The sequence below is a fragment of the Nocardioides pyridinolyticus genome (assembly GCF_054653575.1).
Window position 1 is genome coordinate 14,473 of the sequence record NZ_BAAIFY010000014.1, and the last position, 26,890, is coordinate 41,362.

The 26,890-nt window shown below is 71.5% G+C and carries 23 protein-coding genes; 13 read left to right on the forward strand and 10 right to left on the reverse strand.

Annotated features, from left to right (window positions below; genetic code table 11):
- Positions 1 to 10: 10 nt before the first annotated feature.
- Together glgP and ACYQ0U_RS13365 are read right to left on the reverse strand one after the other, a co-directional pair.
- Entirely contained in the window at positions 11 to 2,599 is a 2,589-nt protein-coding gene (gene glgP / locus ACYQ0U_RS13360) for an alpha-glucan family phosphorylase (RefSeq protein WP_459973636.1), read from the reverse strand.
- A gap of 258 nt (positions 2,600 to 2,857) precedes the next feature.
- On the reverse strand, positions 2,858 to 3,133 hold the full coding sequence (locus tag ACYQ0U_RS13365) for a hypothetical protein (RefSeq protein WP_459973638.1): 276 nt from the start codon (positions 3,131 to 3,133) through the stop codon (positions 2,858 to 2,860).
- A 3-nt stretch (positions 3,134 to 3,136) separates the two neighbouring features.
- Between ACYQ0U_RS13365 and ACYQ0U_RS13370 the strand changes: the two genes are divergently transcribed.
- The 7 genes from ACYQ0U_RS13370 to ACYQ0U_RS22935 all read left to right on the forward strand — a co-directional run bounded on the left by ACYQ0U_RS13370 (position 3,137) and on the right by ACYQ0U_RS22935 (position 12,814).
- The gene (locus ACYQ0U_RS13370; protein WP_459973640.1) at positions 3,137 to 4,381 is read left to right on the forward strand and encodes a M36 family metallopeptidase; all 1,245 of its coding nucleotides are present in this window, start codon (positions 3,137 to 3,139) and stop codon (positions 4,379 to 4,381) included.
- A 106-nt stretch (positions 4,382 to 4,487) separates the two neighbouring features.
- Positions 4,488 to 6,482: an alpha-1,4-glucan--maltose-1-phosphate maltosyltransferase gene (locus ACYQ0U_RS13375; protein WP_459973642.1), complete on the forward strand. Its 1,995-nt coding sequence runs from the start codon at positions 4,488 to 4,490 to the stop codon at positions 6,480 to 6,482.
- Positions 6,479 to 8,203, forward strand: coding sequence for a maltose alpha-D-glucosyltransferase (treS, locus tag ACYQ0U_RS13380; RefSeq protein WP_459973644.1), 1,725 nt, complete (start codon positions 6,479 to 6,481; stop codon positions 8,201 to 8,203). The genes ACYQ0U_RS13375 and treS overlap by 4 nt, the downstream gene beginning before the upstream one ends.
- The gene (locus ACYQ0U_RS13385) at positions 8,200 to 9,630 is read left to right on the forward strand and encodes a maltokinase N-terminal cap-like domain-containing protein (RefSeq protein ID WP_459973646.1); all 1,431 of its coding nucleotides are present in this window, start codon (positions 8,200 to 8,202) and stop codon (positions 9,628 to 9,630) included. The genes treS and ACYQ0U_RS13385 overlap by 4 nt, the downstream gene beginning before the upstream one ends.
- A complete protein-coding gene (glgB, locus tag ACYQ0U_RS13390; RefSeq protein WP_459973648.1) occupies positions 9,627 to 11,837 on the forward strand; it encodes a 1,4-alpha-glucan branching protein GlgB in 2,211 nt (736 codons plus the stop codon). Before ACYQ0U_RS13385 ends, glgB begins: the two co-directional genes overlap by 4 nt.
- Positions 11,838 to 11,847: 10 nt before the next feature.
- On the forward strand, positions 11,848 to 12,609 hold the full coding sequence (locus ACYQ0U_RS13395; RefSeq protein WP_459973650.1) for an NUDIX hydrolase: 762 nt from the start codon (positions 11,848 to 11,850) through the stop codon (positions 12,607 to 12,609).
- Between the two features lie 73 nt (positions 12,610 to 12,682).
- Positions 12,683 to 12,814, forward strand: a complete 132-nt coding sequence (locus ACYQ0U_RS22935; protein WP_488199416.1) for a hypothetical protein — start codon at positions 12,683 to 12,685, stop codon at positions 12,812 to 12,814.
- Positions 12,815 to 12,837: 23 nt separating this feature from the next.
- On the opposite strand, the gene ACYQ0U_RS13400 is transcribed toward ACYQ0U_RS22935, so the two are convergent.
- The gene (locus ACYQ0U_RS13400; RefSeq protein ID WP_459973652.1) at positions 12,838 to 13,791 is read right to left on the reverse strand and encodes an EamA family transporter; all 954 of its coding nucleotides are present in this window, start codon (positions 13,789 to 13,791) and stop codon (positions 12,838 to 12,840) included.
- Positions 13,792 to 13,863: 72 nt separating this feature from the next.
- Between ACYQ0U_RS13400 and ACYQ0U_RS13405 the strand changes: the two genes are divergently transcribed.
- Positions 13,864 to 14,751, forward strand: coding sequence for a LysR family transcriptional regulator (locus ACYQ0U_RS13405; RefSeq protein ID WP_459973654.1), 888 nt, complete (start codon positions 13,864 to 13,866; stop codon positions 14,749 to 14,751).
- 6 nt (positions 14,752 to 14,757) lie between these two features.
- Here the strand turns inward: ACYQ0U_RS13405 and ACYQ0U_RS13410 are convergent, their stop codons facing one another.
- The 6 genes from ACYQ0U_RS13410 to ACYQ0U_RS13435 form a co-directional block, all read right to left on the reverse strand.
- Positions 14,758 to 15,675 carry a co-chaperone YbbN gene (locus ACYQ0U_RS13410; protein ID WP_459973656.1) on the reverse strand — a complete coding sequence of 306 codons (918 nt, stop codon included), beginning with the start codon at positions 15,673 to 15,675 and terminating at the stop codon, positions 14,758 to 14,760.
- A gap of 63 nt (positions 15,676 to 15,738) precedes the next feature.
- Positions 15,739 to 16,446 (reverse strand): hypothetical protein, encoded by a 708-nt coding sequence (locus tag ACYQ0U_RS13415; RefSeq protein ID WP_459973658.1) that lies wholly within the window; start codon positions 16,444 to 16,446, stop codon positions 15,739 to 15,741.
- A gap of 16 nt (positions 16,447 to 16,462) precedes the next feature.
- Positions 16,463 to 18,151, reverse strand: coding sequence for a coenzyme B12-dependent isobutyryl-CoA mutase large subunit (gene icmA, locus ACYQ0U_RS13420; RefSeq protein WP_459973660.1), 1,689 nt, complete (start codon positions 18,149 to 18,151; stop codon positions 16,463 to 16,465).
- Between the two features lie 48 nt (positions 18,152 to 18,199).
- Positions 18,200 to 18,688 (reverse strand): MarR family winged helix-turn-helix transcriptional regulator, encoded by a 489-nt coding sequence (locus ACYQ0U_RS13425; RefSeq protein ID WP_459973664.1) that lies wholly within the window; start codon positions 18,686 to 18,688, stop codon positions 18,200 to 18,202.
- Between the two features lie 64 nt (positions 18,689 to 18,752).
- Positions 18,753 to 19,709: a methylmalonyl Co-A mutase-associated GTPase MeaB gene (gene meaB, locus ACYQ0U_RS13430; protein ID WP_459973666.1), complete on the reverse strand. Its 957-nt coding sequence runs from the start codon at positions 19,707 to 19,709 to the stop codon at positions 18,753 to 18,755.
- Positions 19,693 to 20,886 carry an acetyl-CoA C-acetyltransferase gene (locus ACYQ0U_RS13435; protein ID WP_459973668.1) on the reverse strand — a complete coding sequence of 398 codons (1,194 nt, stop codon included), beginning with the start codon at positions 20,884 to 20,886 and terminating at the stop codon, positions 19,693 to 19,695. The genes meaB and ACYQ0U_RS13435 overlap by 17 nt, the downstream gene beginning before the upstream one ends.
- A 125-nt stretch (positions 20,887 to 21,011) precedes the next feature.
- On the opposite strand from ACYQ0U_RS13435, the gene mce reads away from it, so the two are divergent.
- The 4 genes from mce to ACYQ0U_RS13455 all read left to right on the forward strand — a co-directional run bounded on the left by mce (position 21,012) and on the right by ACYQ0U_RS13455 (position 25,325).
- Positions 21,012 to 21,458 (forward strand): methylmalonyl-CoA epimerase, encoded by a 447-nt coding sequence (gene mce / locus ACYQ0U_RS13440; protein WP_459973670.1) that lies wholly within the window; start codon positions 21,012 to 21,014, stop codon positions 21,456 to 21,458.
- An 87-nt stretch (positions 21,459 to 21,545) separates the two neighbouring features.
- Complete coding sequence (ccrA, locus tag ACYQ0U_RS13445; protein ID WP_459973673.1) at positions 21,546 to 22,898, forward strand: crotonyl-CoA carboxylase/reductase; 1,353 nt, start codon at positions 21,546 to 21,548, stop codon at positions 22,896 to 22,898.
- Between the two features lie 100 nt (positions 22,899 to 22,998).
- A complete protein-coding gene (locus ACYQ0U_RS13450) occupies positions 22,999 to 24,210 on the forward strand; it encodes a coiled-coil domain-containing protein (protein ID WP_459973675.1) in 1,212 nt (403 codons plus the stop codon).
- Positions 24,207 to 25,325, forward strand: a complete 1,119-nt coding sequence (locus tag ACYQ0U_RS13455) for an AI-2E family transporter (protein ID WP_459973677.1) — start codon at positions 24,207 to 24,209, stop codon at positions 25,323 to 25,325. Before ACYQ0U_RS13450 ends, ACYQ0U_RS13455 begins: the two co-directional genes overlap by 4 nt.
- On the opposite strand, the gene ACYQ0U_RS13460 is transcribed toward ACYQ0U_RS13455, so the two are convergent.
- Positions 25,303 to 26,262: an EamA family transporter gene (locus tag ACYQ0U_RS13460; protein ID WP_459973679.1), complete on the reverse strand. Its 960-nt coding sequence runs from the start codon at positions 26,260 to 26,262 to the stop codon at positions 25,303 to 25,305. The genes ACYQ0U_RS13455 and ACYQ0U_RS13460 overlap by 23 nt on opposite strands.
- 39 nt (positions 26,263 to 26,301) lie before the next feature.
- On the opposite strand from ACYQ0U_RS13460, the gene ACYQ0U_RS13465 reads away from it, so the two are divergent.
- Entirely contained in the window at positions 26,302 to 26,832 is a 531-nt protein-coding gene (locus ACYQ0U_RS13465; protein ID WP_459973682.1) for a CGNR zinc finger domain-containing protein, read from the forward strand.
- Positions 26,833 to 26,890 lie beyond the last annotated feature (58 nt).

Here is a 26,890-nt window from a genome sequence, read left to right on the forward strand (position 1 = left end):
CGGTTCGGCGTCACGGCAGGGCGACGACGCCGAGCTCGGCCGGCGAGGCGAGGAGGTCGTTGCGCGGGATGACGCGGACCGTGTAGCCGAAGGCACCGGAGCGGTCGAGGGTGACGCCGCCGTCGAAGCGGTGGCGCCCGCCCTCGTAGGACTCCGCGACGTGCATCGACTCCACGACGGTGTCGACCAGCTCGTCCTCACCGGTGCTGCGGCCGTGCACAAGCTGCACGTCGACGTCGTCGGGAGTGAGCGAGCCCAGCGCGACGAACGCGCGGACGCTGACCGAGTCGCCCACCTCGGGCGCGTCGCCGACGCCGCTGCTCTCGACGTGCTCGACGCGGACCGACGGCCAGCCCGAGCGCACCTTCTTCTTCCACGCGGCGAGCTCCGCGGCGCCGGCGTAGTCGGAGTTCAGGCGGCGCGCGGTGGCCGCGGACGGCGCGTAGAGCTGGCGGACGTAGTCGCGCACCATGCGGGTCGCCAGCACCTTGGGGCCGAGCGACTTCAGCGTGTGGCGCGTCATCTCCAGCCAGCGCGTCGGTACGCCGTCGGCGTCGAGGTCGTAGAAGCGCGGCGCGACCTCGTGCTCGATGAGGTCGTAGAGCGCCGCCGCCTCCAGGTCGTCGCGGTGGTCGACGTCCTCGACCCCGTCAGCGGTGGGGATGGCCCAGCCGTTGTCGCCGTCGTACCACTCGTCCCACCAGCCGTCGAGGACGGAGAGGTTGAGGCCACCGTTCAGCGCGGCCTTCATGCCCGACGTGCCGCACGCCTCGTACGGACGCAGCGGGTTGTTCAGCCACACGTCGCAGCCGGGGTAGAGCGGCTGCGCCATCGCGATGTCGTAGTTGGGCAGGAAGACGATCCGGTGCCGGATCTCCGGGTCGTCGGAGAGCCGCACGATGTCCTGGATCAGCTTCTTGCCGCCGTCGTCGGCCGGGTGCGCCTTGCCGGCGATGACCAGCTGGACCGGCCGCTCGGGATGCAGCAGGAGGCGCTTGAGCCGCTCGGGGTCGCGCATCATCAGCGTCAGGCGCTTGTAGGACGCCGCGCGTCGCGCGAAGCCGATCGTGAGCACGTCCGGCGAGAGAGCGTTGTCGATCCAGCCGAGCTCCGCGCGGGCCGCCCCGCGCTGCTCCCAGGACTTCGCGAGGCGCTTGCGCGCGTCGAGCACGAGCTTCTCGCGCATGACCCGCTTGGTCGCCCACACCTGGTCGCCCGGCACCTTGTCGACCGCGGCCCAGAAGGCGTCGACGTCGTCGCCGTCCTTGTCGGCGCCGTGGCCGGCGGCGAGGTCGAACATCTCACGGGCCACCCAGGTCGGGGCGTGCACGCCGTTGGTGATCGACCCGATCGGCACCTCGGCCTCGTCGAAGGCCGGCCACAGGCCGCTGAACATGCCGCGGCTGACGTGACCGTGCAGCTGCGAGACGCCGTTCGCGCGCTGCGCGAGCCGGAAGCCCATCACGGCCATGTTGAAGACCGACGGGTCGCCGCCCTCGTAGTCCTCGGCTCCCAGCGCGAGGATCCGCTCGACGGGTACGCCGGGGACCGGACCCGCGGTCTCGCCGAAGTACTGCTCGATCAGCGTCCGGGGGAAGCGGTCGATGCCCGCCGGGACCGGGGTGTGGGTGGTGAACACGGTCGAGGCGCGGCCGACCTCGAGCGCGGTGTCCAGGTCGAGCTTCGGACCACCCTCGGCCACGGTGAGCTCGCGGATCCGCTCCAGGCCGAGGAAGCCGGCGTGACCCTCGTTGGTGTGGAAGACCTCGGGCGCGGGGTGGCCGGTGATCCGGCAGTAGGCGCGGATCGCGCGCACGCCGCCCACGCCGAGCAGCAGCTCCTGGCGGAGCCGGTGCTCGCTGTTGCCGCCGTAGAGCCGGTCGGTCACGTCGCGGTAGTGGTCCGGGTTGCCCTCGACGTCGGTGTCGAGCATCAGCAGCGGCACGCGGCCCACGCTGGCGACGAAGATCCGGGCCAGCAGGTCCGGGCCGTCGGGCAGCGAGATGCTGATCATCGCCCGCTCGCCGTTCTCCTCGCGGAGCGGCGAGATCGGGAGGCCGTCGGGGTCGAGGACCGGGTAGGTCTCCTGCTGCCAGCCCTCGCGGGAGAGCGACTGCTTGAAGTAGCCGTGCCGGTAGAGCAGGCCCACGCCGATGATCGGCACGCCGAGGTCGCTGGCGGCCTTGAGGTGGTCGCCGGCCAGGATGCCGAGGCCGCCGGAGTACTGCGGCAGCACCGCGGTGATGCCGAACTCGGGCGAGAAGTAGGCGATCGCGCGGGGCACGGCCTCGCCGGCCGCGAGGCGCTTCTGGTACCAGCGGTCGCCGCTCAGGTACTGCTCGAGGTGCTCGCGCGCGGTGTGCAGCCGGCCGAGGAACTCCTCATCTCCGGCCAGGTCGTTCAGCCGGCCGGGCGCGACCGCGCCGAGCAGCCGCACCGGGTCACGGCCGGTCGACTCCCACAGCCGCGGGTCGACGTACTCGAAGACGTCCTGCGTCTCCGGGTGCCAGGACCAGCGGAGGTTCCCCGCGAGATCGCTCAGCGCGGCGAGCGCCGGGGGCAGGACGGGGCGGACGGTGAAGCGACGGATGGCACGCACGGATCGGACGCTACATCGACTCCCTTGGATCGATCAAAGTTTCACCGAAACCGGTCTTCACCCGGGTCCTCATAACGAACCCCCATGTCCGGCGTTGAGGCATCATGACCCGCCACCGCGCCGTCGCGCTGGCCCTCCTGACCGCCACCCTGGTCCCGGGCCTCATGCACCTCCCCGCCCTCGCCACGAGCGCCACCGCCGCTCCCCACCTCACCGACACCGTTCCGCACGGCACCCTCGCCGACCCCGTGCCCGGCCTCACCGACCTCGACGCGCGGGGCAGCACGGCCCCACGGCCGCCCGGCGCGCCGCCGCGGCCGGCCTGGGCGCGATCGACGTGCGCTGGAACCAGTTCGGTACGCCGGCCTCGCTGCTGCCCGCCGACGGCGTGCTCGCCCGCGCCACCTCGAGCGACCCCGTCGTCGCGGCGCGCTCGAGCTGCGCGACAACGCAGCGGTCTTCGGCCTGACCGCCGATGCGGTCGACGCGCTCGAGCTGGTCGACGACCAGGAGCTCGCGCAGAGCGACGCGCACGCGGTGCTCAACTGCGGGGACTACGGCTTCGACAGCACCGGCGACGAGGTGCACGCCGACGGCGAGATCTGGAACGGCACGATGTGGGACGTCCGCCAGGCTCTGGTGAAGAAGTGGAACGGGAGGTTCCCCTACGCGAACAAGCGCCTCCAGCTCCGCTGCGCGCAGGCCACCGCCGTGCGCAGCCCGCTGCCGGCCGGCTCCTGCCCGGGCAACCGGCGCTGGATCCAGCTGGTGTTCGACTCCTTCCTGCTCCAGCAGGGCGCGACCTCGATGCTCGACGCCCGCGACGCCATGCTGGCGGCCGACAGGATGCGCTTCGGCGGCAAGGACCTCAAGGTGATGTGGGCGGCGTTCGCCCGCCGCGGCATGGGCAAGGGCGCCTCGACGCCGAACGCCGACTCCGGTGCCACGAAGCCGAGCTTCGCGTCGCCGCGCGGCAAGAACGCGACCGTCGTCTTCCGCGGCCCGAAGGCCAAGGTGTACGTCGGCCACTTCGAGGCCCGGGCCACCCCGGTCAAGCGCACGCTCCGGATGACACCAGGCACCTACGAGATGCTCGCGGTGTCGAAGAAGCGTGGCTTCAAGCGGTTCCACCTGACCGTCAAGGCCGGCCAGCGCACGGTCGTCCAGCTGCGGATGCCGAAGAACCTGGCCGCCAAGGCGAACGGCGCGAAGGTGATCGGCGCGACCGAGGGCTCGCTCAACGCCGTCTCCCTCATCGACGGCACCGAGGCGACCAACTGGGGCGGCGTCACCGCCGAGAACGTCGACGCCTCCAAGCCGTCGGTCGCCGTCGACCTCGCCGGTGGGGTCCATACCGTCCGCCGGGTGCAGGTCAGCGCGATGCTGACCCCGGCCGCCGCCGACCCGTCCGAGATCCCGTTCGCCCGCGAGCCCGACCCGGACTCGGACTCGCGGTTCACCGCGCTGCGGAAGTTCGCGCTGGAGGCCTGCGTCAAGGCGTGCGGCAGCGACAAGGCGGTCTGGAAGCGGTTCTACACCTCGCCCGGCAACGCCTTCCCGGCGCTGCGGCCGCGGCCGGTCGCGCCCAACCTGACGCTCCGCTCGTTCGCCGTACCGTCGACGAAGGCGGCCGCGATCCGGCTGGTCGTGCTGGAGAACCAGTGCACCGGGTTCGCCGGCTACGCCGGTGAGCAGGACAACGACCCGTCCAACGCGACCGACTGCGCCACCGCATCCGACCGCGGCACGATCGTGCACGCCGCGGAGCTGCAGGTGTACTGACACCTGAGACGGTCCGGTTTCCGCCCGACGGCGTCGGGTACGCGGAGGGAGTCGGCGAGTGTTCGCCCTTGCCGACCCCCTTCGCACCCTCGCTAGGTTGGAGAACATGGTCGGCCGCATCCCCGTCATGAACGTCTCGCCGCTCGTCGACCTCGGGCGGCAACCCGCCAAGGCGACCGTCGGAGAGCCGTTCCCCGTACGGGCGACGGTGTTCCGCGAGGGGCACGACAAGCTCGGCGCCGAGGTGGTCCTCACCGGTCCCGACGGCCAGCGCCGGTCGCCGGTGCGGATGGCCAAGGACGCCGAGGTGCCGGACCGCTACCAGGCCTGGGTGACCCCGGACGCCGAGGGCCCGTGGAGCTTCGAGGTCGTCGCCTGGTCGAGCCCGCTCGGGACCTGGTTCCACGACGGCCCGGTCAAGATCCGCGCCGGCGTGGACGTCGAGCTGATGTTCACCGAGGGCGCCCTGCTGCTCGAACGCGTGCTGGCGTCGCTGGACCCAAGCGACCCGTCCTCGGCGGACGCCGCCCCGGTGCTCCAGGGCGCGATCGAGGCCGCGAAGGACACCATCCGCCCCGCCGAGGCCCGGCTGGCGGCCCTGGAGGACCCCGCGCTCGTCGCGATCGTCGAGAGCCACCCGATCCGCGAGCTGCTCACCGTCGAGGGCCCCTACCCGGCGTACGCCGACCGGGAGCGCGCGCTGTTCAGCAGCTGGTACGAGTTCTTCCCGCGCTCGGAGGGCGCGACCCAGGACGCGAAGACCGGCCAGGTCACCAGCGGCACGTTCCGCACGGCGGCGAAGCGGCTGGACGCCGTGGCCGCGATGGGCTTCGACGTGATCTACCTGCCGCCGATCCACCCGATCGGCGAGGCCAACCGCAAGGGTCGCAACAACACCCTCGACCCCGGCCCCGAGGACACCGGGTCACCGTGGGCGATCGGCTCGAAGGACGGGGGCCACGACGCGATCCATCCCGACCTCGGCACCTTCGACGACTTCGACGCGTTCGTCGGGCGCGCTCGGGACCTCGGCCTCGAGGTCGCGCTCGACCTGGCGCTCCAGGCCGCCCCCGACCACCCGTGGGTGAAGACCCATCCGGAGTGGTTCACGACGCGCGCCGACGGCACCATCGCCTACGCCGAGAACCCGCCGAAGAAGTACCAGGACATCTACCCGATCAACTTCGACAACGACCCCACCGGCATCTCCCAGGAGGTGCTGCGGATCGTGCGGCTGTGGATGTCGCACGGCGTGCGGATCTTCCGCGTCGACAACCCCCACACCAAGCCGCTCGCGTTCTGGGAGTGGCTGCTCAAGGAGGTCCGGCGCACCGACCCCGACGTGCTGTTCCTCTCCGAGGCGTTCACCCGTCCGGCGATGATGCACGGGCTCGGCGCGATCGGCTTCCACCAGAGCTACACCTACTTCACCTGGCGCAACGCCAAGTGGGAGCTGGAGGAGTACCTCCGCGAGGTGTCGACCGAGTCCGACCACCTGATGCGGCCGAACTTCTTCGTCAACACCCCCGACATCCTCCACGCCTACCTCCAGTACGGCGGTCCGGCGGCGTTCAAGATCCGCGCGGCCATCGCCGCGACCGGGTCCCCCAGCTGGGGCGTGTACGCCGGCTACGAGCTCTACGAGCACGTGGCGGTCAAGCCGGGCAGCGAGGAGTACCTCGACTCCGAGAAGTACCAGGTCCGCATCCGCGACTGGGACGCCGCGACCCGCGAGGGACGCACGCTGGCGCCGTACCTCACCCGCCTCAACGAGATCCGCCGCCGGCACCGCGCCCTCCAGTTGCTGCGCAACATCTCGATCCACTGGAGCGACGACGAGAACATCCTGGTGTTCTCCAAGCGGCACACGGACGGCCGGACCGACGACACGGTGATCGTCGTGGTCAACGTCGACCCGCACGCCGCGCGGGAGACCGTGGTCCACCTCGACATGGCGGCGCTCGGGCTCGGCGAGCACGACTCCTTCGCCGTGCACGACGAGATCACCGGCGCCGACTGGAGCTGGACCGCCCACAACTACGTCCGCCTCGACCCGTTCCACGAGCCCGCTCACATCCTGACCGTGAGGAGGACCCGGTGACGTCCGAGCCCGTCGCCCAGAGCACCGTCCTCAACCAGAACACGCCGGAGTGGTTCAAGACCGCGGTGTTCTACGAGGTGCTGGTGCGCGCGTTCCGCGACTCCAACGCCGACGGCACCGGTGACTTCCGCGGCCTGGTGGAGAAGCTGGACTACCTGGAGTGGCTGGGCGTCGACTGCCTCTGGATCCCGCCGTTCTTCCCCAGCCCGCTGCGCGACGACGGCTACGACGTCGCCGACTACACCTCGGTGCACCCCGACATCGGCTCCATCGACGACTTCCGCTACTTCCTCGGCGAGGCGCACAAGCGCGGCATCCGCGTGATCATCGACTTCGTCATGAACCACACGAGCGACCAGCATGAGTGGTTCCAGCAGTCGCGCTCGGACCCGGACGGCCCCTACGGCGACTTCTATGTCTGGTCCGACACCGACGAGCTCTACGAGGAGGCGCGGATCATCTTCGTCGACACCGAGCCGTCGAACTGGACGTGGGATCCGGTGCGCCAGCAGTACTTCTGGCACCGGTTCTTCTCCCACCAGCCCGACCTCAACTTCGACAACCCGAGGGTCCACGACGCGATCCTCGACGCGATCCGCTTCTGGCTGGACATGGGCATGGACGGCTTCCGTCTCGACGCGGTGCCCTACCTCTACGAGCGCCCGGGCACGAACGGCGAGAACCTCGCCGAGACCCACGACTTCCTCAAGCGGGTCCGCAAGGTCGTCGACGACGAGTACCCCGGCCGGGTGCTGCTGTGCGAGGCCAACCAGTGGCCCGAGGACGTCGTGGAGTACTTCGGCGACTTCGAGGTGGGCGGCGACGAGTGCCACATGGCCTTCCACTTCCCCGTGATGCCGCGCATCTTCATGGCGGTGCGCCGCGAGTCCCGCTTCCCGATCTCGGAGATCCTCGAGCAGACCCCGGCCATCCCGGAGTCCTGCCAGTGGGGCATCTTCCTGCGCAACCACGACGAGCTCACGCTCGAGATGGTCACCGACGAGGACCGCGACTACATGTGGGGCGAGTACGCCAAGGACCCCCGCATGAAGGCGAACATCGGCATCCGTCGCCGGCTCGCCCCTCTGCTCGACAACGACATGAACCAGATCGAGCTCTTCAACGCGCTCCTGCTCTCGCTGCCGGGCTCGCCGGTCCTCTACTACGGCGACGAGATCGGGATGGGCGACAACATCTGGCTCGGCGACCGCGACGGCGTCCGCACGCCGATGCAGTGGACCGCCGACCGCAACGCCGGCTTCTCCTCCGCCACCCCCGGCAAGCTCGACCGCCCGGTGATCCAGGATCCCGTGTTCGGGTATCAGGCGGTCAACGTGGAGGCCCAGCTCGAGAACGGGTCGTCCCTGCTGCACTGGACGCGGCGGATGCTCCTGGCGCGCCGCAACCACCCGACGTTCGGCCTGGGCGCGTTCCACGACCTCGGCGGCTCCAACCCGTCGGTGCTCTCCTACGTGCGGGAGTACGTCGGCGAGGACGGCCGCGAGGACCTCATCCTGTGCGTCAACAACCTGTCCAGGTTCCCGCAGCCCGTCGAGCTCGACCTGCGGCGGTTCGAGGGCCGCCGCCCGGTCGAGGTGCTCGGCGGCGTGCCGTTCCCGGAGATCGGGGAGCTGCCGTACCTGCTGACGCTGGCGGGCTACGGCTTCTACTGGTTCCGCCTGACCGCCCCCGAAACGACCGAGGAGGGCCTGCTGCTGTGATCCCCGAGCCCGATGTCTTCACGCGCTATCTCGAGCGGACCCGCTGGTTCAGCGGCAAGGGGCGTCCGTTCGAGGTGGCCTCGGTCCGCCGGATCGGCGAGGTGCCGTGCGGCAGCACCGAGGACCCGGCCGTGGTCATCGACCTGGTCGAGGTCGCCTACGGCGACGAGACCGGCGGCTCCGAGGTCTACCAGGTCCCGATGGCGCTCTACGAGCACCCGGAGACCCGCCTCGACCACGCGTTCATCGGGTGGTGGGAGGACCCCGACCACGGCTGGGTGCACGCCTACGACGCGCTCCACGACCGGGTCGCCATGTCCTGCTGGCAGCTGGCCTTCCACGAGGCGGCGAGCCAGGCGGGCGGCAACCTCAACGACGACGCCAGCGGGCTGCGCTTCCACCGGATCGGCGAGCACGAGCTCGACCTCGACACCCACTCGACGCTGTTCTCGGGCGAGCAGTCCAACTCGTCGGTGGCCTACGGCGAGGACGCGCTCATGAAGGTGTTCCGCAAGATCACCCCGGGCGTGAACCCGGACATCAGCGTCCACGACGTCCTCACCCGCACCGGGTCCGAGCACATCGCGAAGCTCTACGGCTGGCTGGACTGGGTCGACGAGGACGCGGACGGCGGCGCGGGCACCACGCTCCAGCTGGCGATGCTCCAGGAGTTCCTGCGCACCGCCAGCGACGGCTGGGACCTGGCACTGGCGAGCGTGCGCAACCTGTACGCCGAGGCCGACCTGCACGCCCACGAGGCCGGGGGCGACTTCGCCGCCGAGGCGGAGCGGCTCGGGGTCGCCCTGCGCGAGGTGCACCAGGTGCTGGCCGAGCACTTCCCCGTCGAGCGGCTGGACCGGGCGGCGGTGGGCAAGCTGGCCGACGCGATGGACGCCCGTCTCGACGAGGCCCTTCCCGTCGTGCCCGAGCTCGCAGCCCACGCCGACCGGCTGCGGGCGGCGTTCGCCCGCCTGCGCGAGCTGGACGGCGTCGAGGCCCAGCAGATCCACGGCGACCTGCACCTCGGGCAGACGCTGCGCACCAGCCTGGGCTGGAAGATCGTCGACTTCGAGGGCGAGCCCGCCAAGCCGCTGGCCGAGCGGCTCCGGCCCGACTCCCCCTGGCGCGACGTCGCCGGGATGCTGCGCTCCTTCGACTACGTGCCGCACGTGGTCGAGCGGCAGTTCGCCGAGGACCACCCGGAGGGCACCGAGCAGCGGGCCTACCGGGCCGCGGAGTGGGCGCACCGCAACCGCAACCACTTCCTCGCGGCGTACGCCGGCAACGAGGTCGGCGCCGACCAGCGCGTGCTGCTCGACGCCTACGAGGCCGACAAGGCCGTCTACGAGACCGTCTACGAGACCCGCAACCGCCCGGCCTGGGTGGCGATCCCGCTCGAGGCCGTGGCCCGGATCGGAGCCGCATGAGCGCCACGTCCGCCAAGCCCCTGCCCGTCCCCGCCGCCGAGCTGACCCAGATCGTCCGCGGCGAGCACGGCAACCCCCACGGCGTGCTGGGGCCGCACCCGCACGACGGCGGCGTGACCATCCGCGTGTTCAAGCCCCTCGCCGCCCGGGTCGCCGTCCGCTGGGGCTCGGGTGACTCGGCCGGTGAGGTCGAGCTGACCCACGAGCACGAGGGCATCTGGGTCGGCGTCGTCCCGCTCCCCGACGTCCCCGACTACCGCATCGCGGTGAGCTACGGCCCGGACGAGCACGTCGTCGACGACCCCTACCGCTTCCTCCCCACGCTCGGCGAGATGGACCTGCACCTGGTCAACGAGGGCCGTCACGAGCAGCTGTGGGAGGTCCTCGGCGCGCGGGTGCACCACTACCCCGGCGCGCTCGAGCCGGTCACCGGCACCTCGTTCGCGGTCTGGGCGCCCAACGCCCGCGCGATCCGGATCAAGGGTGACTTCAACAGCTGGGACGGCCGCGAGCACCCGATGCGCCAGCTCGGCACCTCCGGGGTCTGGGAGCTGTTCGTCCCCGACGTCGGCGTCGGCGCGGCGTACAAGTACGTCATCCTCGGTCCCGACGGCCAGTGGAGGGAGAAGGCCGACCCGATGGCGTTCTGGGCGGAGAAGCCCGCGGACACCGCCTCGAAGGTCTTCGAGAGCTCCTACAGCTGGGGTGACTCCGACTGGATGACCGCGCGGGCCGCCAAGCAGCCGGTCGCGGAGCCGATGAGCATCTACGAGATGCACCTCGGGTCGTGGAAGAAGCACCACGACGGTCGCTACTGGTCGTGGGAGGAGCTGGCCGACGAGCTGCCGGCGTACCTCGCGGACCTCGGCTACACGCACGTCGAGCTCATGCCGGTGATGCAGCACCCGTTCGGCGGCTCGTGGGGCTACCACGTGACGTCGTACTTCGCACCGGACTCGCGCTTCGGCGACCCCGACGGCTTCCGGCTGCTCGTCGACCGGCTGCACCAGGCCGGCGTCGGCGTGATCCTGGACTGGGTGCCCGGGCACTTCGCGACCGACGAGTGGGCGCTCGCGCGCTTCGACGGCACGCCCCTCTACGAGGACCCCAACCCCCAGCGCGGCTGGCACAAGGAGTGGGGCTCGCACATCTTCAACTTCGGCCGGCGCGAGGTGCGCAACTTCCTCTACGCCAACGCGCTCTACTGGCTCGAGGAGTTCCACGCCGACGGGCTGCGCGTGGACGGCGTCGCGTCGATGCTCTACCTCGACTACGCCCGCGAGGCCGGCGAGTGGTCCCCCAACATCCACGGCGGCCACGAGAACCTCGAGGCGGTGCAGTTCCTCCAGGAGATGAACGCGACCGTCTACAAGCGGGTCCCCGGCGTCACCACGATCGCCGAGGAGTCCACGTCGTGGCCCGGCGTCACCCGTCCGACGTCCGCGGACGGCCTCGGGTTCGGCTTCAAGTGGAACATGGGGTGGATGCACGACTCGCTCGACTACCTCGCCCGCGAGCCCGTGCACCGCGCCTACCACCACGGCGAGATGACGTTCTCGCTCGTCTACGCGTTCTCGGAGAACTACGTCCTGCCGCTCAGCCACGACGAGGTCGTGCACGGCAAGGGATCACTGCTGCGCAAGATGCCCGGCGACCGGTGGCAGCAGCTGGCCAACCTGCGGGCCTACCTCGCCTACATGTGGGCGCACCCCGGCAAGCAGCTGACGTTCATGGGCATCGAGCTGGGCCAGGAGTCGGAGTGGGCGGAGTCCCGCGAGCTCGACTGGTGGCTGCTCGACCACCCCGAGCACCGGGGCGTGCAGTCGCTGGTGCGCGACCTCAACGCGGCGTACGTCGCCTCTCCGGCGCTGTGGTCGCGGGACCACGACCCGGCGGGCTTCCAGTGGGTCGACGCCAACGACGCGGGCCGCAACCTCTTCTCGTTCGTCCGCCGCTCCCCCTCCGGTGAGGACGTCGTCTGCGTGGCGAACTTCGCTGCGGTCCCGCACACCGACTACAAGCTCGGCCTGCCCTCGACCGGCGAGTGGGACGAGGTCCTCAACACCGACGCCGAGACCTACACCGGCTCCGGTGTCGGCAACTACGGGTCGGTCACCGCAGTCGACGGCGAGTGGTCCGGCCAGCCCGCGCACGCCACGATCGTCGTACCGCCACTGGCGACGGTGTGGTTCCGCAAGCGTCGCTAGAGTTCAGTCCGTGACCGAGCCGACCACCACCGTGACCACCGTCGCGGAGGGGATCGCCCGGATCTCGTGGTCCACCGACGAGCCCATCGACGTCGTCCGACACACCGTCGTCGCGGCGCTCGCGGACCACGCCCGCGTCGAGGCCCTGATCGACCCCGACGACGAGGGCGCGCAGCGCACCGCGACCTGGTCGGGGCTGCGCCGCGAGGGCGTGATGCGCGGGGTCACCGTCGACGGCGAGCCGGTCGACCGGATCGTCTACGCCCGGCTGGCCACCGACACCCCGCTGCACGAGCCCGAGGGCTTCCGGGCGCTGCTCAACTCGTTCCTGCCGCGCAAGCGCGCGATCAGCCAGATGCTGGTGCGCTCCCCCGACGACCGGGTGCTGCTGTGCGAGCTCACCTACAAGCAGGACTGGGACCTGCCCGGCGGCGTCGTCGAGGTCAGCGAGTCCCCGCAGCTCGCGGTGTCCCGCGAGGTCGAGGAGGAGCTGGGGCTGACGATCACCGCCGGCCGGCTGCTGCTCACCGACTGGCTGCCGCCGTGGAGCGGCTGGGACGACGCACTGTGCCTGGTCTTCGACGGCGGGGTGCAGGAGGAGACGATCCTCGAGCACGTCGTCCGCCAGACCCGCGAGATCCGCTCGGTCGAGTTCTGCACCCCCGAGCAGATCCAGGAGCGCTGCGCGGACTTCACCGCCCGGCGGATCACCGCCGCCGTGGCCGCGCTCTCCACCGAGGGCGGCGCGTACACCGAGTCCGGCCGCGGCTGACGCGCGGTCGCCCGGCTTGTAACGCCGGGTTATCGACTGTTCGCACCCTGTTGCACCGGGGCGGGGAGAGCCGATAACCCGGCGTTACAGCGCGCTTGACGGCCGCGTCCGGCTCGTCGGCCAGCACGAGGGCGACTGGCTCGCCGAGCTCCGGCAGGCGATGGACGCCGTCGCCGACGTCCGGGCCAAGGGTCCGGCGGCCTGAAGCCTCCTCCGAGTCGGCGTGGATCACCGCCCGACCCCCGCCGAGTCTGCGTCAGTGACCGGCCCCGCGGGCAGGTTGCGCCGACTCGGCGCCTCAGGGCGAGCAACCAGCGCCGACTCGGCGGACCGGACCGGGCGCATCGCCACCAGCACCCCGAGGATCAGCACCGCTCCCCCGGTGAGCTCGGCGGTGTTCGGCCGCTGGTCGAGCAGCAGCCAGGCCGACGCCATCGCGACCACCGGGGCGAGCAGCACCCACGGCACGACGGACGACGAGGGGTTGCGGGCGAGGAGCGTGTTGAAGAGGCCGTACCCCACGAGCGACGCGAGCCCGGCGGTGTAGAGCGTCGAGAGCCCGGCCTGCCAGGAGAACGACGCCAGCGCGTCGCCCACCACGGCCGGGCCGTCGAGCACGAGCGAGAGCGCGAGGAGCGGCACCGGGACGACCACGGCGGACCAGACGGTCAGCGACAGCCCGCCGCGTACGCCGGAGGACCGACTGACCACGTTGCCGATCGCCCACGAGAACGCGCCGAGCAGGCACAGGGCGAGCGCGAGGGTCGTGACGTGCCCGCCGCGGCCGACCGCGACCACGGCCAGGCCGACCGAGCCGACGACCACCCCCATCGCCTGGGCCCGGGTCGGCAGCTCACGCAGCGCCCCGGCGGCGATCAGCACCGTGAAGATCACCTGGGCCTGGAGCACGAGCGCGGCGAGACCGGGCGGCATGCCGGCGTCCATCGAGACGTAGAGGAACCCGAACTGCCCGAGCGACATGAAGATCCCGACGGCCGCGACCACCCGCCACGGCGCCTCCGGCCGGCGGACGAACAGCACCGCGGGGAACACCACGATCGCGAAGCGGATCGCCACGAACAGCAGGGGCGGCACGTCGACCATGCCCCAGTCGATCACCACGAAGTTGAGGCCCCAGATCGTGGCGACGAGGGCGGCGAGGAGCGAGTCGCGGCGGTCCACGAGACCAGCATCCCTGCGATGACCGTGAAGCACCAGCGAATGGATGTGCATGGTTCGATGTAGCCTTGCTGCATGATCGACCTGGCGGCCCTGACCAGCCTCCGGGCCGTCGACACCCACGGCTCGGTGGTCGCCGCCGCGGACGCGCTCGGCTTCACCCCCAGTGCGGTCTCGCAGCAGGTCAAGCGCCTGGAGAGGCAGACCGGCGTCCCCCTGCTCGAGCGGGTGGGTCGCGGCGTCATCCTCACCGACCACGGCCGCCACCTCGTCGACGCCGGCGGACGCCTGCTCGCCGACCTCGAGGAGGTCGAGGCGACGCTGCACCAGCGGGCCGAGACGGTCTCGGGGCACCTCCGGCTGACCGCGTTCTCGACCGCGATGCGGGGGCTGGTCGCGCCGGTCGTCCGGGATCTCCGCGCCGCCCATCCCGACCTCGCGCTCGCGCTCACCGAGCGCGAGCCGTGGGACGCCGTCGACCTGGTCGCGTCCGGCCAGAGCGACCTCGGCGTGGTGCACCGGTGGGGCGACGTCCCGATCTCGATCCCCGACCACCTCGCCGCCACCGTCGTGGCGCGCGACGTCGCGGACGTGATCGTCCACCGGGACCACCCGCTGGCGGCTCGAGACGAGGTCACGCCGCGGGAGCTCGTCGACGAGGGCTGGATCGCCACGCCCGAGGGCACGATCTGCCGTCAGTGGCTCACCCGGATGTACGCCGGGACCGGGCGGCTCCCCCGGATCGCGCACACCGCGATGGAGTTCGACTCCCACCTCGCCCTGGTCCGCGCGGAGCTCGGCATCGCACTGGTGCCCCGGCTCGGCCGGCAGCCGCTCGGCGCCGACCTGGTGGCCGTCCCCACCCGTGATCCGGTGCCCACCCGCGACGTGATCGCGGTGCACCGGCGCAGCATGGCCGACTCACCCGCGGTGCGGGCCGTGCTCGCGGGCCTGGGCGCCTGAGGCGCCTCAGAACAGGGCGGACGCCAGGTTCTGCCGGCCCTTGAGCACCCGCGGGTCGTCGTTCCCGACCGCGCCGAAGAGGCCGAGCAGGTGCTCGCGGGCCTTGTCCCGGTCGTCGCCGGCGGTACGGCGGACGAGGTCGACGAGCCGGTTGAACGCGTCCTCGACGTGCCCGCCGAGCATGTCGAGGTCGGCGACCATCGTCTGCGCGTCCACGTCGTCGGGCGCGGCCGCGGCCGCGGCGCGGGCCTCGTTGAGGTCGACGCCCTGGGTGCGCTGGAGCACCTTGGCCATCGCCAGCCCGGCGGCCGCCTCGGTGTCGGCGGGGTTGGCGTCGACGAGCTTCTGGTACTCCGCGACGGCACGGTCGATGTCGCCGTCGCCGAGGGCGTCCTGCGCGGCGGCGTACCGCGGGTCGACCTGCTCCTCGCCGTCCTCGCCCGGTCCGGCCTGCCGCGGCTGGTGCCGGCCGGTGATGCCGTTGGCGGTGAGCTGCTGGAGGACCTGGGTGAGGTTCGCGCGCAGCTGGTCGAGGGGCAGCACGTCCTGGAACAGCGGCGCCGGGCGACCGTCGATCACCGCGATCACGAGCGGGATCGACGGGATCTGCATGGCCTGCGCGATCTGCGGCACCGCGTCGATGTCGACCAGGCCCGCGAGGAAGCGGCCCTCGAACTCGGTCGCCAGCGTCTCGATGTCGCGGGCCAGCTGGACGCTCTCGGGCATCCGGCTCGGCGAGTAGAACACCAGCAGGACCGGTGCGGTCATCGACGCCTCGAGCGTGGCCTGGAACGTCTGCTCGTCGAGGTTCACGGAGTACGACGAGCCGGTCGGCGCGCCTCCGGCCGGCGCGGTCCCGGGGGCGGCTCCGCTCAGACCGGACAGGTCGATGGCACCGGGGCGGGAGAACGGCTGCTGGGTCATGGCCCCAATCCTAGGGAGATCGGACCAGCCTCCTACAGCAGGCCCGGCGCGACGTGGCGCCGGTCAGGGGCCCGACGTCCCCATTACGGTGACCACCACCGTGCCGCCGTCGGCGATCGGCGTGCCCGGCGCCGGCTCGACGTCGAGCAGCGACCCTGCCGGCAGGTCCGCCACGTCGCCGCTGGGGTCAGGCGCGACCTCCTCCACGTCGACCTCGAGACCGGCGGCCTCCATGCCCTCCACGAGCGCGCGCGCCGTGCGCGGCTCCGCGCCCCACGACGGCGTGGAACCGGCGACCTCGAGCGGGACCGTGGTCACGCCGTCGGGCAGCGCGCGCAGCGAGTCGCGGATCTCCGCGACGTCTCCGTCACCCGCCTCGTCGATCGTCACCGCGAAGACCGTGTCGGACCCGGCCGGACCGAACAGGCGTCGGCAGACGCCGGGGAACCATTCCTCGCACCCGCCGTCGAGGTCCGAGTCGTCGTAGGCGTCGTTGTCGTTGTCGAGCACGGCCAGCGACGACACCTCCCGCACGGTGGCGGGATCCGCGCGGACGGCGCAGTCGTAGATGGCGCCGGAGTCGAAGTAGACGGTGTCCTCGACCGGCGCACCGCACTGGGTCTCGCCGGTCGTCCACCAGTCGGGGACGGCGACGACCACACCGTCGTACCCCACCCAGCGGGTCCCCTCCGGCGGCTCCTGCCACCACGGGCCGTCGTCGCGCGTGCAGGCGGTCAGCGGCAGCAGGAGCGCGACGAGCCAGAGCCTCACGCCCACTGGGACGTGCTCAGAAGCGCGCCGGCTCCCGGTACTCGCCCCACTCGGCCCGGAGCGCGTCGCAGATCTCGCCCAGCGTGGCCTCGGCCCGGCAGGCGTCCAGCATCGGCTCGATCATGTTCTCGTCGGCCCGTGCGGCGGCGACCATCCGCTCGATCGCAGCGGTCACCGCGGCGTCGTCGCGGCCCTCGCGGCGCCCCTTCAGCATCGACACCTGCTCGACCTCGACCTCGTGGGAGACCCGCAGGATCTCCAGGTCGTGGGTCACCGACTCCTCGTGGCAGTTCACGCCGACGATCCGCTTCTCGCCCTTCTCGAGCGCGACCTGGTACTGGAAGGCGGCCTCGGCGATCTCGGACATGAACCAGCCCTCCTCGATGCCGCGCAGCAGGCCACGGGTCACGAGCCACTCGCCGTTGCGCATGGCCTCGGCGAGCTTCTCGGGCTGGTCGGAGGTGAGCGTGGAGCCGCCCATCGCGAGGATCTTGTCGAAGATCGCGGTCGCCTCGGCCTCGATCCGGTCGGTCAGCGCCTCGACGTACCAGGAGCCGCCCAGCGGGTCGGCGACGTTGACGACGCCGGTCTCCTCCATGATCACCTGCTGGGTGCGCAGCGCTATCTCGGCGGCCTGCTCCGAGGGGAGCGCGAGCGTCTCGTCGAGGGCGTTGGTGTGCAGCGAGTTGGTGCCGCCGAGCACCGCGGACAGCGCCTCGATGCCGGTGCGGACGACGTTGTTGTACGGCTGCTGCGCCGTGAGCGAGACACCCGCGGTCTGCGTGTGGAACCGCAGCCACTGGGCCTTCTCGGTCCGCGCGCCGTAGACGTCGCGCATCCAGCGCGCCCAGATCCGGCGGGCGGCGCGGAACTTCGCGATCTCCTCGAAGAAGTCCACGTGGGCGTCGAAGAAGAAGGACAGGCCCGGGCCGAAGACGTCGACGTCGAGGCCGCGGGACAGCCCCAGCTCGACGTACCCGAAGCCGTCGGCGAGCGTGAACGCCAGCTCCTGCGCGGCCGTGGAGCCGGCCTCGCGGATGTGGTAGCCGGAGACCGAGAGCGGCTTGTACGCCGGGATGTTCGCGGCGCAGTACTCCATCAGGTCGCCGATGAGCTTGAGGTGCGGCTCGGGCGCGAAGAGCCACTCCTTCTGGGCGATGTACTCCTTGAAGATGTCGGTCTGGAGCGTGCCGTTGAGCGTGGCGGTGTCCACGCCGGCGCGCTCGGCGGCGACCAGCATCATGCAGAAGACGGGGACGGCGGGACCGCTGATCGTCATCGAGGTGGTGACGTCGCCGAGGTCGATGCCGTCGAAGAGGATCTCCATGTCGGCGACCGAGTCGATCGCGACGCCGCAGTGGCCGACCTCGCCGAGCGCCTTGGGGTCGTCGGAGTCGCGGCCCATGAGCGTGGGCATGTCGAAGGCGACCGAGAGTCCGCCGCCGCCGCGTCCGAGGATCATCCGGTAGCGCTCGTTGGTCTGCTGAGCGTTGCCGAAGCCGGCGAACTGCCGGATCGTCCAGGTCCGGCCGCGGTAGCCGGTCGGGTAGAGGCCGCGCGTGAACGGGAACTCCCCGGGCCACTCCGAGTCGTCGGTGCCGTAGGCCGGCTCGACCTCGAGGCCGCTGAGCGTCGTGAAGTCGGACTCGCGGACCCGGGACCTCTCGTAGCGGGCCTGCCAGCGGGCGCGTGCGTTCTCGCTCATGCCGAAATAGTAGGACGTCCTACTAAATCAGCCAAGCGCGGCTGTCGGTCAGAAGTCCCCGGCGTCCTTGCGGACGGGCGCCAACAGCGCGGACAGGGACGCGAGGTCGCCGTCGGAGAGTGCGCCGAGCGCGAAGTCCGCCTCCACCAGGTCCCGGGTGGCGCGCTCGACCAGCTCCCGCCCGGCCGGGGTGATCTCGGCGAGCACGGCCCTGCCGTCCTCGGGGTGGGCCCGGCGCTCGACCAGGCCCGCGGACTCCAGCCGCCGCACGATCGAGGTGACCGACGTCGGGTGCACCTGGAGCCGCTCCCCCATCTTCCCCAGCGGCAGCGAGCCACGCGAGGAGAAGACCAGCAGCACCAGCGCCTCGTAGCGGGCGAAGGTCAGGCCGTGCGGCCTGAGGATCGCGTCGAGCCGTCCGATCACCAGCTGCTGCACGCGCATGAGCGACGTGACCGCGTGCATCGCGGGCACCCGGTCCCAGTGCTCGCCCCACTGGCGGGCGGCTTCGTCGATCGGGTCGAACGGGAGGGTCACGCCAGCAGGCTAGTGGTGGTGCCCCACGGCCGGGCCGAGGACACCCTGGTCGGTCACAGGTCGGTCACAGGTCCTCGAGGAGCACGTCCGCGGCGGCGTACGGGTCGGTCCGGCCCGCCACCACAGCGGCCGCGAGCTCGTCGAGCTCGGAGCGGCCGTGGACGTCGCCCCACCGTGCGCGCAGCGCGGTGACGGCGATCGCCTCGATCTCGTCGCGGGCCCGGCGGGTACGCCGGCGCTCGAGCTCGCCGCTCGACGCGAGCCACTCCCCGTGTTGGTCGAGCGCCTCGACGACCTCGGCGACGCCCTCGCCCTTCTGCGCGACGGTGAGCAGGATCGGCTGCTTCCACGCGCCCTCGGTGCGCTCGGCCAGCGCGAGCATCGACCGCAGGTCGCGGCGGACCTGCTCGACGCCGTCGCGGTCGGCCTTGTTGACGACGTAGAGGTCGCCGATCTCGAGGATGCCGGCCTTCGCGGCCTGGATGCCGTCGCCCATGCCGGGCGCGAGCAGCACCATCGTGGTGTCGGCGAGGCCGGCGATCTCGACCTCGCTCTGCCCGACGCCGACGGTCTCGATGAGGATCACGTCGCAGCCGGCCGCGTCGAGCACGCGGAGCGCCTGCGGCGTCGTCCAGGCGAGGCCTCCGAGGTGGCCGCGCGAGGCCATCGAGCGGATGTAGACCTCGCGGTCCAGCGCGTGGTCCTGCATCCGCACCCGGTCGCCGAGCAGCGCGCCGCCGGAGAACGGCGACGACGGGTCCACCGCGAGCACGCCCACGCGCTTGCCGGCGCGGCGCAGCTCGCCGACCAGCGCGCTGGTCGAGGTGGACTTGCCGACTCCGGGCGACCCGGTGATGCCGATGACCTGGGCGTGGCCGGCGTGCGGCGCGAGCGCCGCCATCACCTCCCGCAGCAGCGGGGACTCGTCCTCGACCAGTGAGATCAGGCGAGCCACCGATCGAGCGTCGCCCTCGCGGGCGCGCTCGACCAGCGTCTCGACGGAGTCAGCTCTTCGGGACACGCACGATCAGGGCGTCGCCCTGCCCACCGCCACCGCACAGCGCGGCGGCACCCACGCCGCCACCGCGACGCTTCAGCTCCAGCGCCAGGTGCAGCACCACCCGGGTGCCGGACATGCCGACCGGGTGGCCGAGCGCGATCGCGCCCCCGTTGACGTTGACCTTGGCGTTGTCCAGGCCGAGCTCACGCGCCGACGAGATGCCGACGGCGGCGAACGCCTCGTTGAACTCGACGAGGTCGAGGTCGGTCGGCGAGATGCCCTCCTTCTCGCAGGCCTTGGCCGTCGCGGCGGCGGGCTGCAGCTGGAGGGTCGAGTCGGGGCCGGCGACCTGGCCGTGCGCGCCGATCTCGGCCAGCCACTCCAGCCCGAGCTCCTCGGCCTTGGCCTTGCTCATCACCACGACGGCGGCGGCACCGTCGGAGATCTGCGAGGAGGAGCCGGCCGTGATGGTGCCCTCCTTGGAGAACGCCGGGCGCAGCTTGCCGAGCGACTCGGCGGTCGTGTCGCCACGGACGCCCTCGTCGGTCGTGAACTGAATCGGGTCACCCTTGCGCTGCGGGATCTCGACCGGCACCACCTCGTCGTCGAAGACGCCGTTCTTCCAGGCGACGGCGGCCTTCTGGTGCGACTGCGCGGCGAACTCGTCCTGCTCGTCGCGGGTCAGGTTCGCGGCGGCGGCGTTGCACTCCTCGGTGAGCAGCCCCATCGCCTGCGAGGTGAACTGGTCGAACAGCGCGTCGTAGGCCATCGAGTCGACGAGCTTCACGTCGCCGAACTTGATGCCCTCGCGCGACTTCGGCAGGAAGTGGGGGGCGTTGGTCATCGACTCCATGCCGCCGGCCACGACGATGTCGACCTCGCCGGCGCGGATCAGCTGGTCGGCGAGCGCGATCGCGTTGAGGCCCGAGAGGCACACCTTGTTGATCGTGATCGACGGGACGCTCATCGGGATGCCCGCGTTGACGCCGGCGATCCGGGCCGGGTTCTGGCCGGCGCCGGCCAGGATGACCTGACCCATGATCACGTAGTCGACCTGGTCGCCCGAGACGCCGGCCTTCTCCAGCGCGCCCTTGATGGCGACGCCGCCGAGGTCCGCGGCCGAGAAGTCCTTGAGGCTCCCGGAGAGGCGGCCGATCGGGGTGCGCGCCCCCGCGACGATGACGGACGGACCGGACATGGGTGCCTCCAGAAATGTTCGTGGGTGGATCGCTGCCGACCCTACCCACGCGCCCTCCCCCCGGCGAGGGTGGAACATGTCACACCCGCTCGCCGCGCCCGGCCCGTCGTACGACGATGTGCCGCATGAGTCCCCAGAGTGAGTTCAGCGACGCCGCGCACCTGTTCACCGCCATCGACCACGTGGGCATCGCCGTGCCCGACCTGGACGCCGCGATCGCCTTCTACGAGGGGACCTACGGCATGCGCCTGGCGCACCAGGAGGTCAACGAGGAGCAGGGCGTCCGCGAGGCGATGATGGCCGTCGGCGACTCCGGCAGCCACATCCAGCTGCTCGCCCCGCTCGACGAGCAGTCCACGATCGCCAAGTTCCTCGACACCAAGGGTCCCGGCATCCAGCAGATGGCCTACCGCGTGGTCGACGTGGACGCCGTCAGCGCGATCCTGCGCGAGCGCGGCCTCCGCCTCCTCTACGACGAGCCGCGGCGGGGCACGTCGAACTCGCGGATCAACTTCATCCACCCGAAGGACGCCGGCGGGGTGCTCGTCGAGCTGGTCGAGCAAGCGTTGTAGGTCACACCGGGTGTTGCCAACTGTTACCGGTAGGTAATCTCCCGCCCAACCAGCGACCCGACCCGGTCGCCGAACCTAGGAGCCGACGTGCAGCACATCCTCGACGCGATCATGGCGGGCGCCCACCTGAGCAAGGGGGCAGCCGCCGGAGACTTCGCGAACCTCGAGATCCCGGACCACTACCGCGCGGCGACCGTCCACAAGGACGAGGTCGACATGTTCGAGGGCATCTCCACCAAGGAGAAGGACCCGCGCAAGTCGCTGCACGTCGAGGACGTGGCGCTGCCCGAGCTCGGCCCGGGCGAGGCGCTGGTCGCGGTGATGGCGAGCGCGATCAACTACAACACCGTGTGGACCTCGATCTTCGAGCCGGTCTCCACCTTCGGGTTCCTCGAGCGCTACGGCCGCCTCTCGCCGCTGACCAAGCGGCACGACCTGCCCTACCACGTGGTCGGCTCCGACCTGGCCGGCGTCGTGCTCAAGACCGGCCCGGGCGTCACCAAGTGGCAGCCCGGCACCGAGGTCGTCGCGCACTGCCTCTCGGTCGAGCTCGAGGAGCCCGACGGCCACGACGACACGATGCTCGACCCGCAGCAGCGGATCTGGGGCTTCGAGACCAACTTCGGCGGCCTGGCCGACGTCGCGCTGGTCAAGGCCAACCAGCTGATGCCCAAGCCCGCCCACCTCACCTGGGAGGAGGCCGCCTCCCCCGGCCTGGTGAACTGCACGGCGTACCGCCAGCTCGTGAGCAAGAACGGCGGCGACATGAAGCAGGGCGACAACGTCCTGATCTGGGGCGCGTCGGGCGGCCTGGGCGGCTTCGCGACGCAGTACGCCCTCAACGGCGGCGCCACCCCGGTGTGCGTGGTCTCGAACGAGGAGAAGGCCGCCATCGCCCGCTCGATGGGCGCGGAGCTGATCATCAACCGCTCCGAGGAGGGCTACCAGTTCTGGAAGGACGAGCACACCCAGGACCCGAAGGAGTGGAAGCGCTTCGGTGCCAAGATCCGTGAGCTCACCGGCGGCGAGGACATCGACATCGTCTTCGAGCACCCGGGCCGCGAGACCTTCGGCGCGAGCGTCTACGTGACCCGCAAGGGCGGCACGATCACCACCTGTGCCTCCACCAGCGGCTACATGCACGAGTACGACAACCGCTACCTGTGGATGAACCTCAAGAAGATCATCTCCAGCCACTTCGCGAACTACCGCGAGTCGTGGGAGGCCAACCGCCTCATCGCCAAGGGCAAGATCCACCCGACGCTGTCGAGGTCCTACCCCCTCGACGAGGTCGGCCAGGCCGCGCTCGACGTCCACCAGAACGCCCACCAGGGCAAGGTCGGCGTCCTCTGCCTCGCCCCCGAGGAGGGCCTCGGCGTCCGCGACGAGGAGATGCGCGCCCAGCACATCGACGCGATCAACCGCTTCCGCGGCGTGTGATCTGTCCCTTTCCGGAGATTGGTCCGGGCCGGGGTGGGATCGCCCGGCCAGATCGGCAACACTGGTCGCCTATGACCGATCTCCGGGAAGGGTTTGCGCTGTGACGAGCGACCAGGGACTGTCCATCTTCGACGACAACGAGCCGGGCGAGGACGTGACCGAGGCCGCCGCCGACGACGCCACCCAGGTGATGCCGGCGGTCCCGCCGAAGTCGGCCCAGGCCGCGCCGAAGCCCGCCGTCGCGGCACCGAGGAAGGCGCCGGTCGTCCCGCCGCCCGCGCCGCAGCGACCGGTGTCCGCCAGCGCACCGCCGGCCGCACCGGCCGGGCTCCCGGTCGTCCGCCGCGGTGGCTACGACAAGGATGCCGTCGACGCGCGGCTGCACCAGCTCATGACCGAGAAGTCGGGCCTGAGCGCCAGCCTGACCGAGTCCGAGCGCCGCGTGCTCGAGCTCGAGGAGCAGGTCAAGGATCTGGCCGAGCGCCTGAAGGAGAACGAGCAGCCGTCGTACGCCGGACTCGGCGGCCGGGCCTCCGCGATGCTGCGCCTGGCCGAGGAGGAGGCGGCCGACGTCCGGGCGACGGCCAAGGCCGACGCGGCCGAGATCCTCGAGCAGGCCAGCCGGGACGCGAAGGCGATCCGTGGCGACGCGGCCCGTGAGGCCGAGGACATGCGCCTGGTCCAGCTCAAGGAGCTCGACGAGAACCGCGCCCGGCTGATGGCCGACGCCGAGCAGGAGCGGACCCTGGCCAAGGCCGAGGCCCAGGACCTGGTCGCGTCCGCCAAGCGCGAGGCCGACCAGCTCCGGCTGGCCGCCGAGCAGGAGACCAACGAGCTCCGCACCGCCGCCAAGCGCGAGGCCGAGCAGGCGCGCGCCGCCGCGGACCGCGAGGTCCAGGAGGCCCGCCGCGCACTGGCCGTCGAGAAGGAGCGGCTCGCGCGCGAGGCGACCGACCACCACGCGAGCGCCACCGCCGAGACCCGCCGCCTGGTCGAGGAGGCCGAGCTGCGCGCCACGGCCGCCGAGCAGCGCGCCCGCGAGGCCGCCTCGCAGGCCACCGAGCAGCGCGCCGCCGCCTCGTCCGAAGCCGAGGCGCTGCTGAACCGGGCCCGCCGCGAGGCCGAGCAGATCGTCGCCACCGCGCGGGCCCAGGCCGAGTCGATCACCTCCAGCGGCAACGCCGACGCCGAGCGTGAGCTCGCCGCGGTCCGGGCCGACGTCGACCGGCTCGCCAAGCGCCGTGACGCGATCACCGCGCAGCTCGCCTCGCTCAGCGAGGTCATCTCCGGCTTCGCGAAGGACGAGGAGTGACCGGCTCCGCGGAGGTGGAGCAGCCCGACGAGAAGACGGCCGGCATCCCGGTCGGCGACGACTACCTCGGCGAGCCGGGTCCCCCGCTCGACCACCACGCGCCGTTCTACGTCGGCTTCGTCGGCGGCCTGGGCGTGCTCGTGGCGATCTGGCTCGCCCTGCAGGTCTCCGCCATCGGCTCGACGCTCATGCTGGTCGTGGTCGCGCTGTTCCTCGCGGCCGGCCTCGACCCGGCGGTGCGGTTCTTGGAGCGGAACGGCATGCGCCGCTCCTACGCCGTGCTGACGGTGATCCTGGCGTTCCTCGCCGCGCTGACGCTGTTCATCGTCGCGATCGTTCCGGTCATCGCCGACCAGGTCCGCTCGCTCACCGACAACGTGCCGCACTGGCTGGACCAGCTCCAGCGCAACCGACAGGTCCAGCGGCTCGACGACGAGTACGACATCATCGGCAAGATCCAGGACTACGTCACCAACGGTGACTTCGCCGGCGCGGTCTTCGGTGGCGCGCTCGGCATCGGCCTGGCGGTGCTCGGCGCGCTGTTCAACGGCTTCATCATCCTCGTGCTCACGCTGTACTTCCTCGCGTCGCTCGAGACCACGAAGAACGCGCTCTACCGGCTCGCCCCCGCCTCGCGCCGCGACCGGGTCTCCCGGCTCGGCAACCGCGTCGTGCGCAGCATCGGCGGCTACGTCTCCGGCGCCTTCATCGTGGCGATGTGCGCCGGCATCTCGTCGCTGATCTTCCTGTTCGTCGCGGGCCTCGGGGAGTACGCCGTCGCGCTGGCCTTCGTCGTCGCGCTGCTCGACGTGATCCCGATGATCGGCGCCACCCTCGGTGCGGTCATCGTCACCGCGATCGGCTTCGCCGAGGACTGGAAGATCGGCGTCGCGTGCGCGATCTTCTACCTCGTCTACCAGCAGGTCGAGAACTACGTGATCTACCCGCGAGTGATGTCGAAGTCGGTGGACGTGCCCGGCGCGGTCACCGTGATCGCGGCGCTGGTGGGCGCCGCGCTCTTCGGCGTCGTCGGCGCGCTGCTGGCGATCCCGACCGCGGCCTCGGTCCTGATGCTGGTGCGCGAGGTCTGGGTCAGACGACAGGATCAGCGGTAGCGCGCTCGCCCAGCTTCACGAACACCACGCCGACCAGGATCAGCACGCCGCCGAGCAGCTGCACCGCGAGCGGCAGCTGGTCCAGCAGCAGCCAGGCGAACAGCACGCTGGCGACGACCTCGAGCAGCGCGACGAACGACGCCAGGCGCGAGCCGAGCCGCCGGATGCCGGCGATGCCGGTGGTGTAGGGCACGGCGCAGGTCACCACGCCGAGCAGCAGCAGGGGGACCCACCACACGACCGACTGGCCGGCGTACTCGACGCTGCTGTCGGCGGCGCGCATCGGCATCAGGCCGACCAGCCCCAGGAGGCCGAGGACGAGCGTGCCGCTCACGAGTCCCCCGGCGGCGAGCGCCATCGGCGGGAGCCCGTTGTCCTCGTTGGCGGAGACGATGAAGTACGTCGAGGCCCCGACCATCGCGGCCAGCGCCCAGAGGACCCCGGCCACGCTGAGGTCGGCCCCGGAGAGCAGGTCGAGGACGAGCACCAGGCCGAGCGCGGCGAGGCCGGCGCCGACGAGCGTGACCGGACCGGGGCGCTGCCCGTGCCGCAGCCACATCCAGACCACGACCGCGGCGGGCGCGGTGTACTCGATGAGGATCGCCGGGCCGACCTGCATGTGCTGGATGGCCGAGAAGTAGCAGAACTGCGCGCCCGCGACCGCGATCGTGCCGAAGGCGAGGATGAGCCCGGCGTTGCGACGTACCGCATCCCAGCGACCACGCAGCGCGACGACGCCGAACGGCAGCACGACCAGGGCACCGATCGCGACCCGGATCAGCACGATCGCGCCCGCACTCCAGCCCGCCTGCAACATCGGCGACGCCAGCGCCCCGGAGAGGCCGAAGGAGAACGCCGACGCGACGGCGAACCCCAGGCCGCTGGCCAGCCGGGTGCCCGCGGCCACCGGGGTTGCGTCATGAGTCAACGTCGCCATGGCACATGACACTAGGTCGTGCGGGTGTAACCTGTCAACGTGGTTTTCGCTCATGACACGGAGGTCTCCCTCCAGGCGGCCGCGACGCTGGCCAACTCCGGCCTCGAGCCGGACACGCTCGAGACGCAGGAGGACCTCGACGCGTTCTACGCGGAGTTCGAGTTCACCGGCCGCCGCGACCGCGACCGGGCCGAGCTGGACGACGTCCGCGCGATCCGGGCCGAGCTCTACGCCCTGCTCACCGCCTCCCGCGACGACGCCGTCGCCCTCGTCAACGAGATGCTCGCGTCCGCCGGTGCGGTCCCCCAGCTCGTGCGCCACGACGTCTGGGACTGGCACGTCCACGCGGTCACGCCCGACCGCGACCTGGCGACCCGGATCAAGGTCGAGGCCGCGATGGCCATGATCGACGTCATCCGCGCCGACGAGATGTCCCGCCTCGGCGTCTGCGCCGACGACGACTGCCGGGGCGTCGTGCTCGACCTCTCCCGCAACCGCTCGAAGCGGTTCTGCTCCACGACCTGCGGCAACCGCAACGCCGTGGCGGCGTACCGCGCCCGCCACCGTTGAGTTGGGCCCAACTCGCCCTCGAACTGGGCCTCGCTCCCGGGCCAGCTGGGAGAAGGGC

What these genes read in the sequence shown, in the direction of transcription:
- ACYQ0U_RS13410 (WP_459973656.1), bottom strand. Translation starts at nt 15,675, where the DNA reads ATGACCCAGCAGCCGTTCTCCCGCCCCGGTGCCATCGACCTGTCCGGT.
- ACYQ0U_RS13435 (WP_459973668.1), bottom strand. Translation starts at nt 20,886, where the DNA reads ATGTCCGGTCCGTCCGTCATCGTCGCGGGGGCGCGCACCCCGATCGGC.
- ACYQ0U_RS13460 (WP_459973679.1), bottom strand. Translation starts at nt 26,262, where the DNA reads ATGGCGACGTTGACTCATGACGCAACCCCGGTGGCCGCGGGCACCCGG.
- ACYQ0U_RS13405 (WP_459973654.1), top strand. Translation starts at nt 13,864, where the DNA reads ATGATCGACCTGGCGGCCCTGACCAGCCTCCGGGCCGTCGACACCCAC.
- mce (WP_459973670.1), top strand. Translation starts at nt 21,012, where the DNA reads ATGAGTCCCCAGAGTGAGTTCAGCGACGCCGCGCACCTGTTCACCGCC.
- icmA (WP_459973660.1), bottom strand. Translation starts at nt 18,151, where the DNA reads ATGAGCGAGAACGCACGCGCCCGCTGGCAGGCCCGCTACGAGAGGTCC.
- ACYQ0U_RS13375 (WP_459973642.1), top strand. Translation starts at nt 4,488, where the DNA reads ATGGTCGGCCGCATCCCCGTCATGAACGTCTCGCCGCTCGTCGACCTC.
- glgB (WP_459973648.1), top strand. Translation starts at nt 9,627, where the DNA reads ATGAGCGCCACGTCCGCCAAGCCCCTGCCCGTCCCCGCCGCCGAGCTG.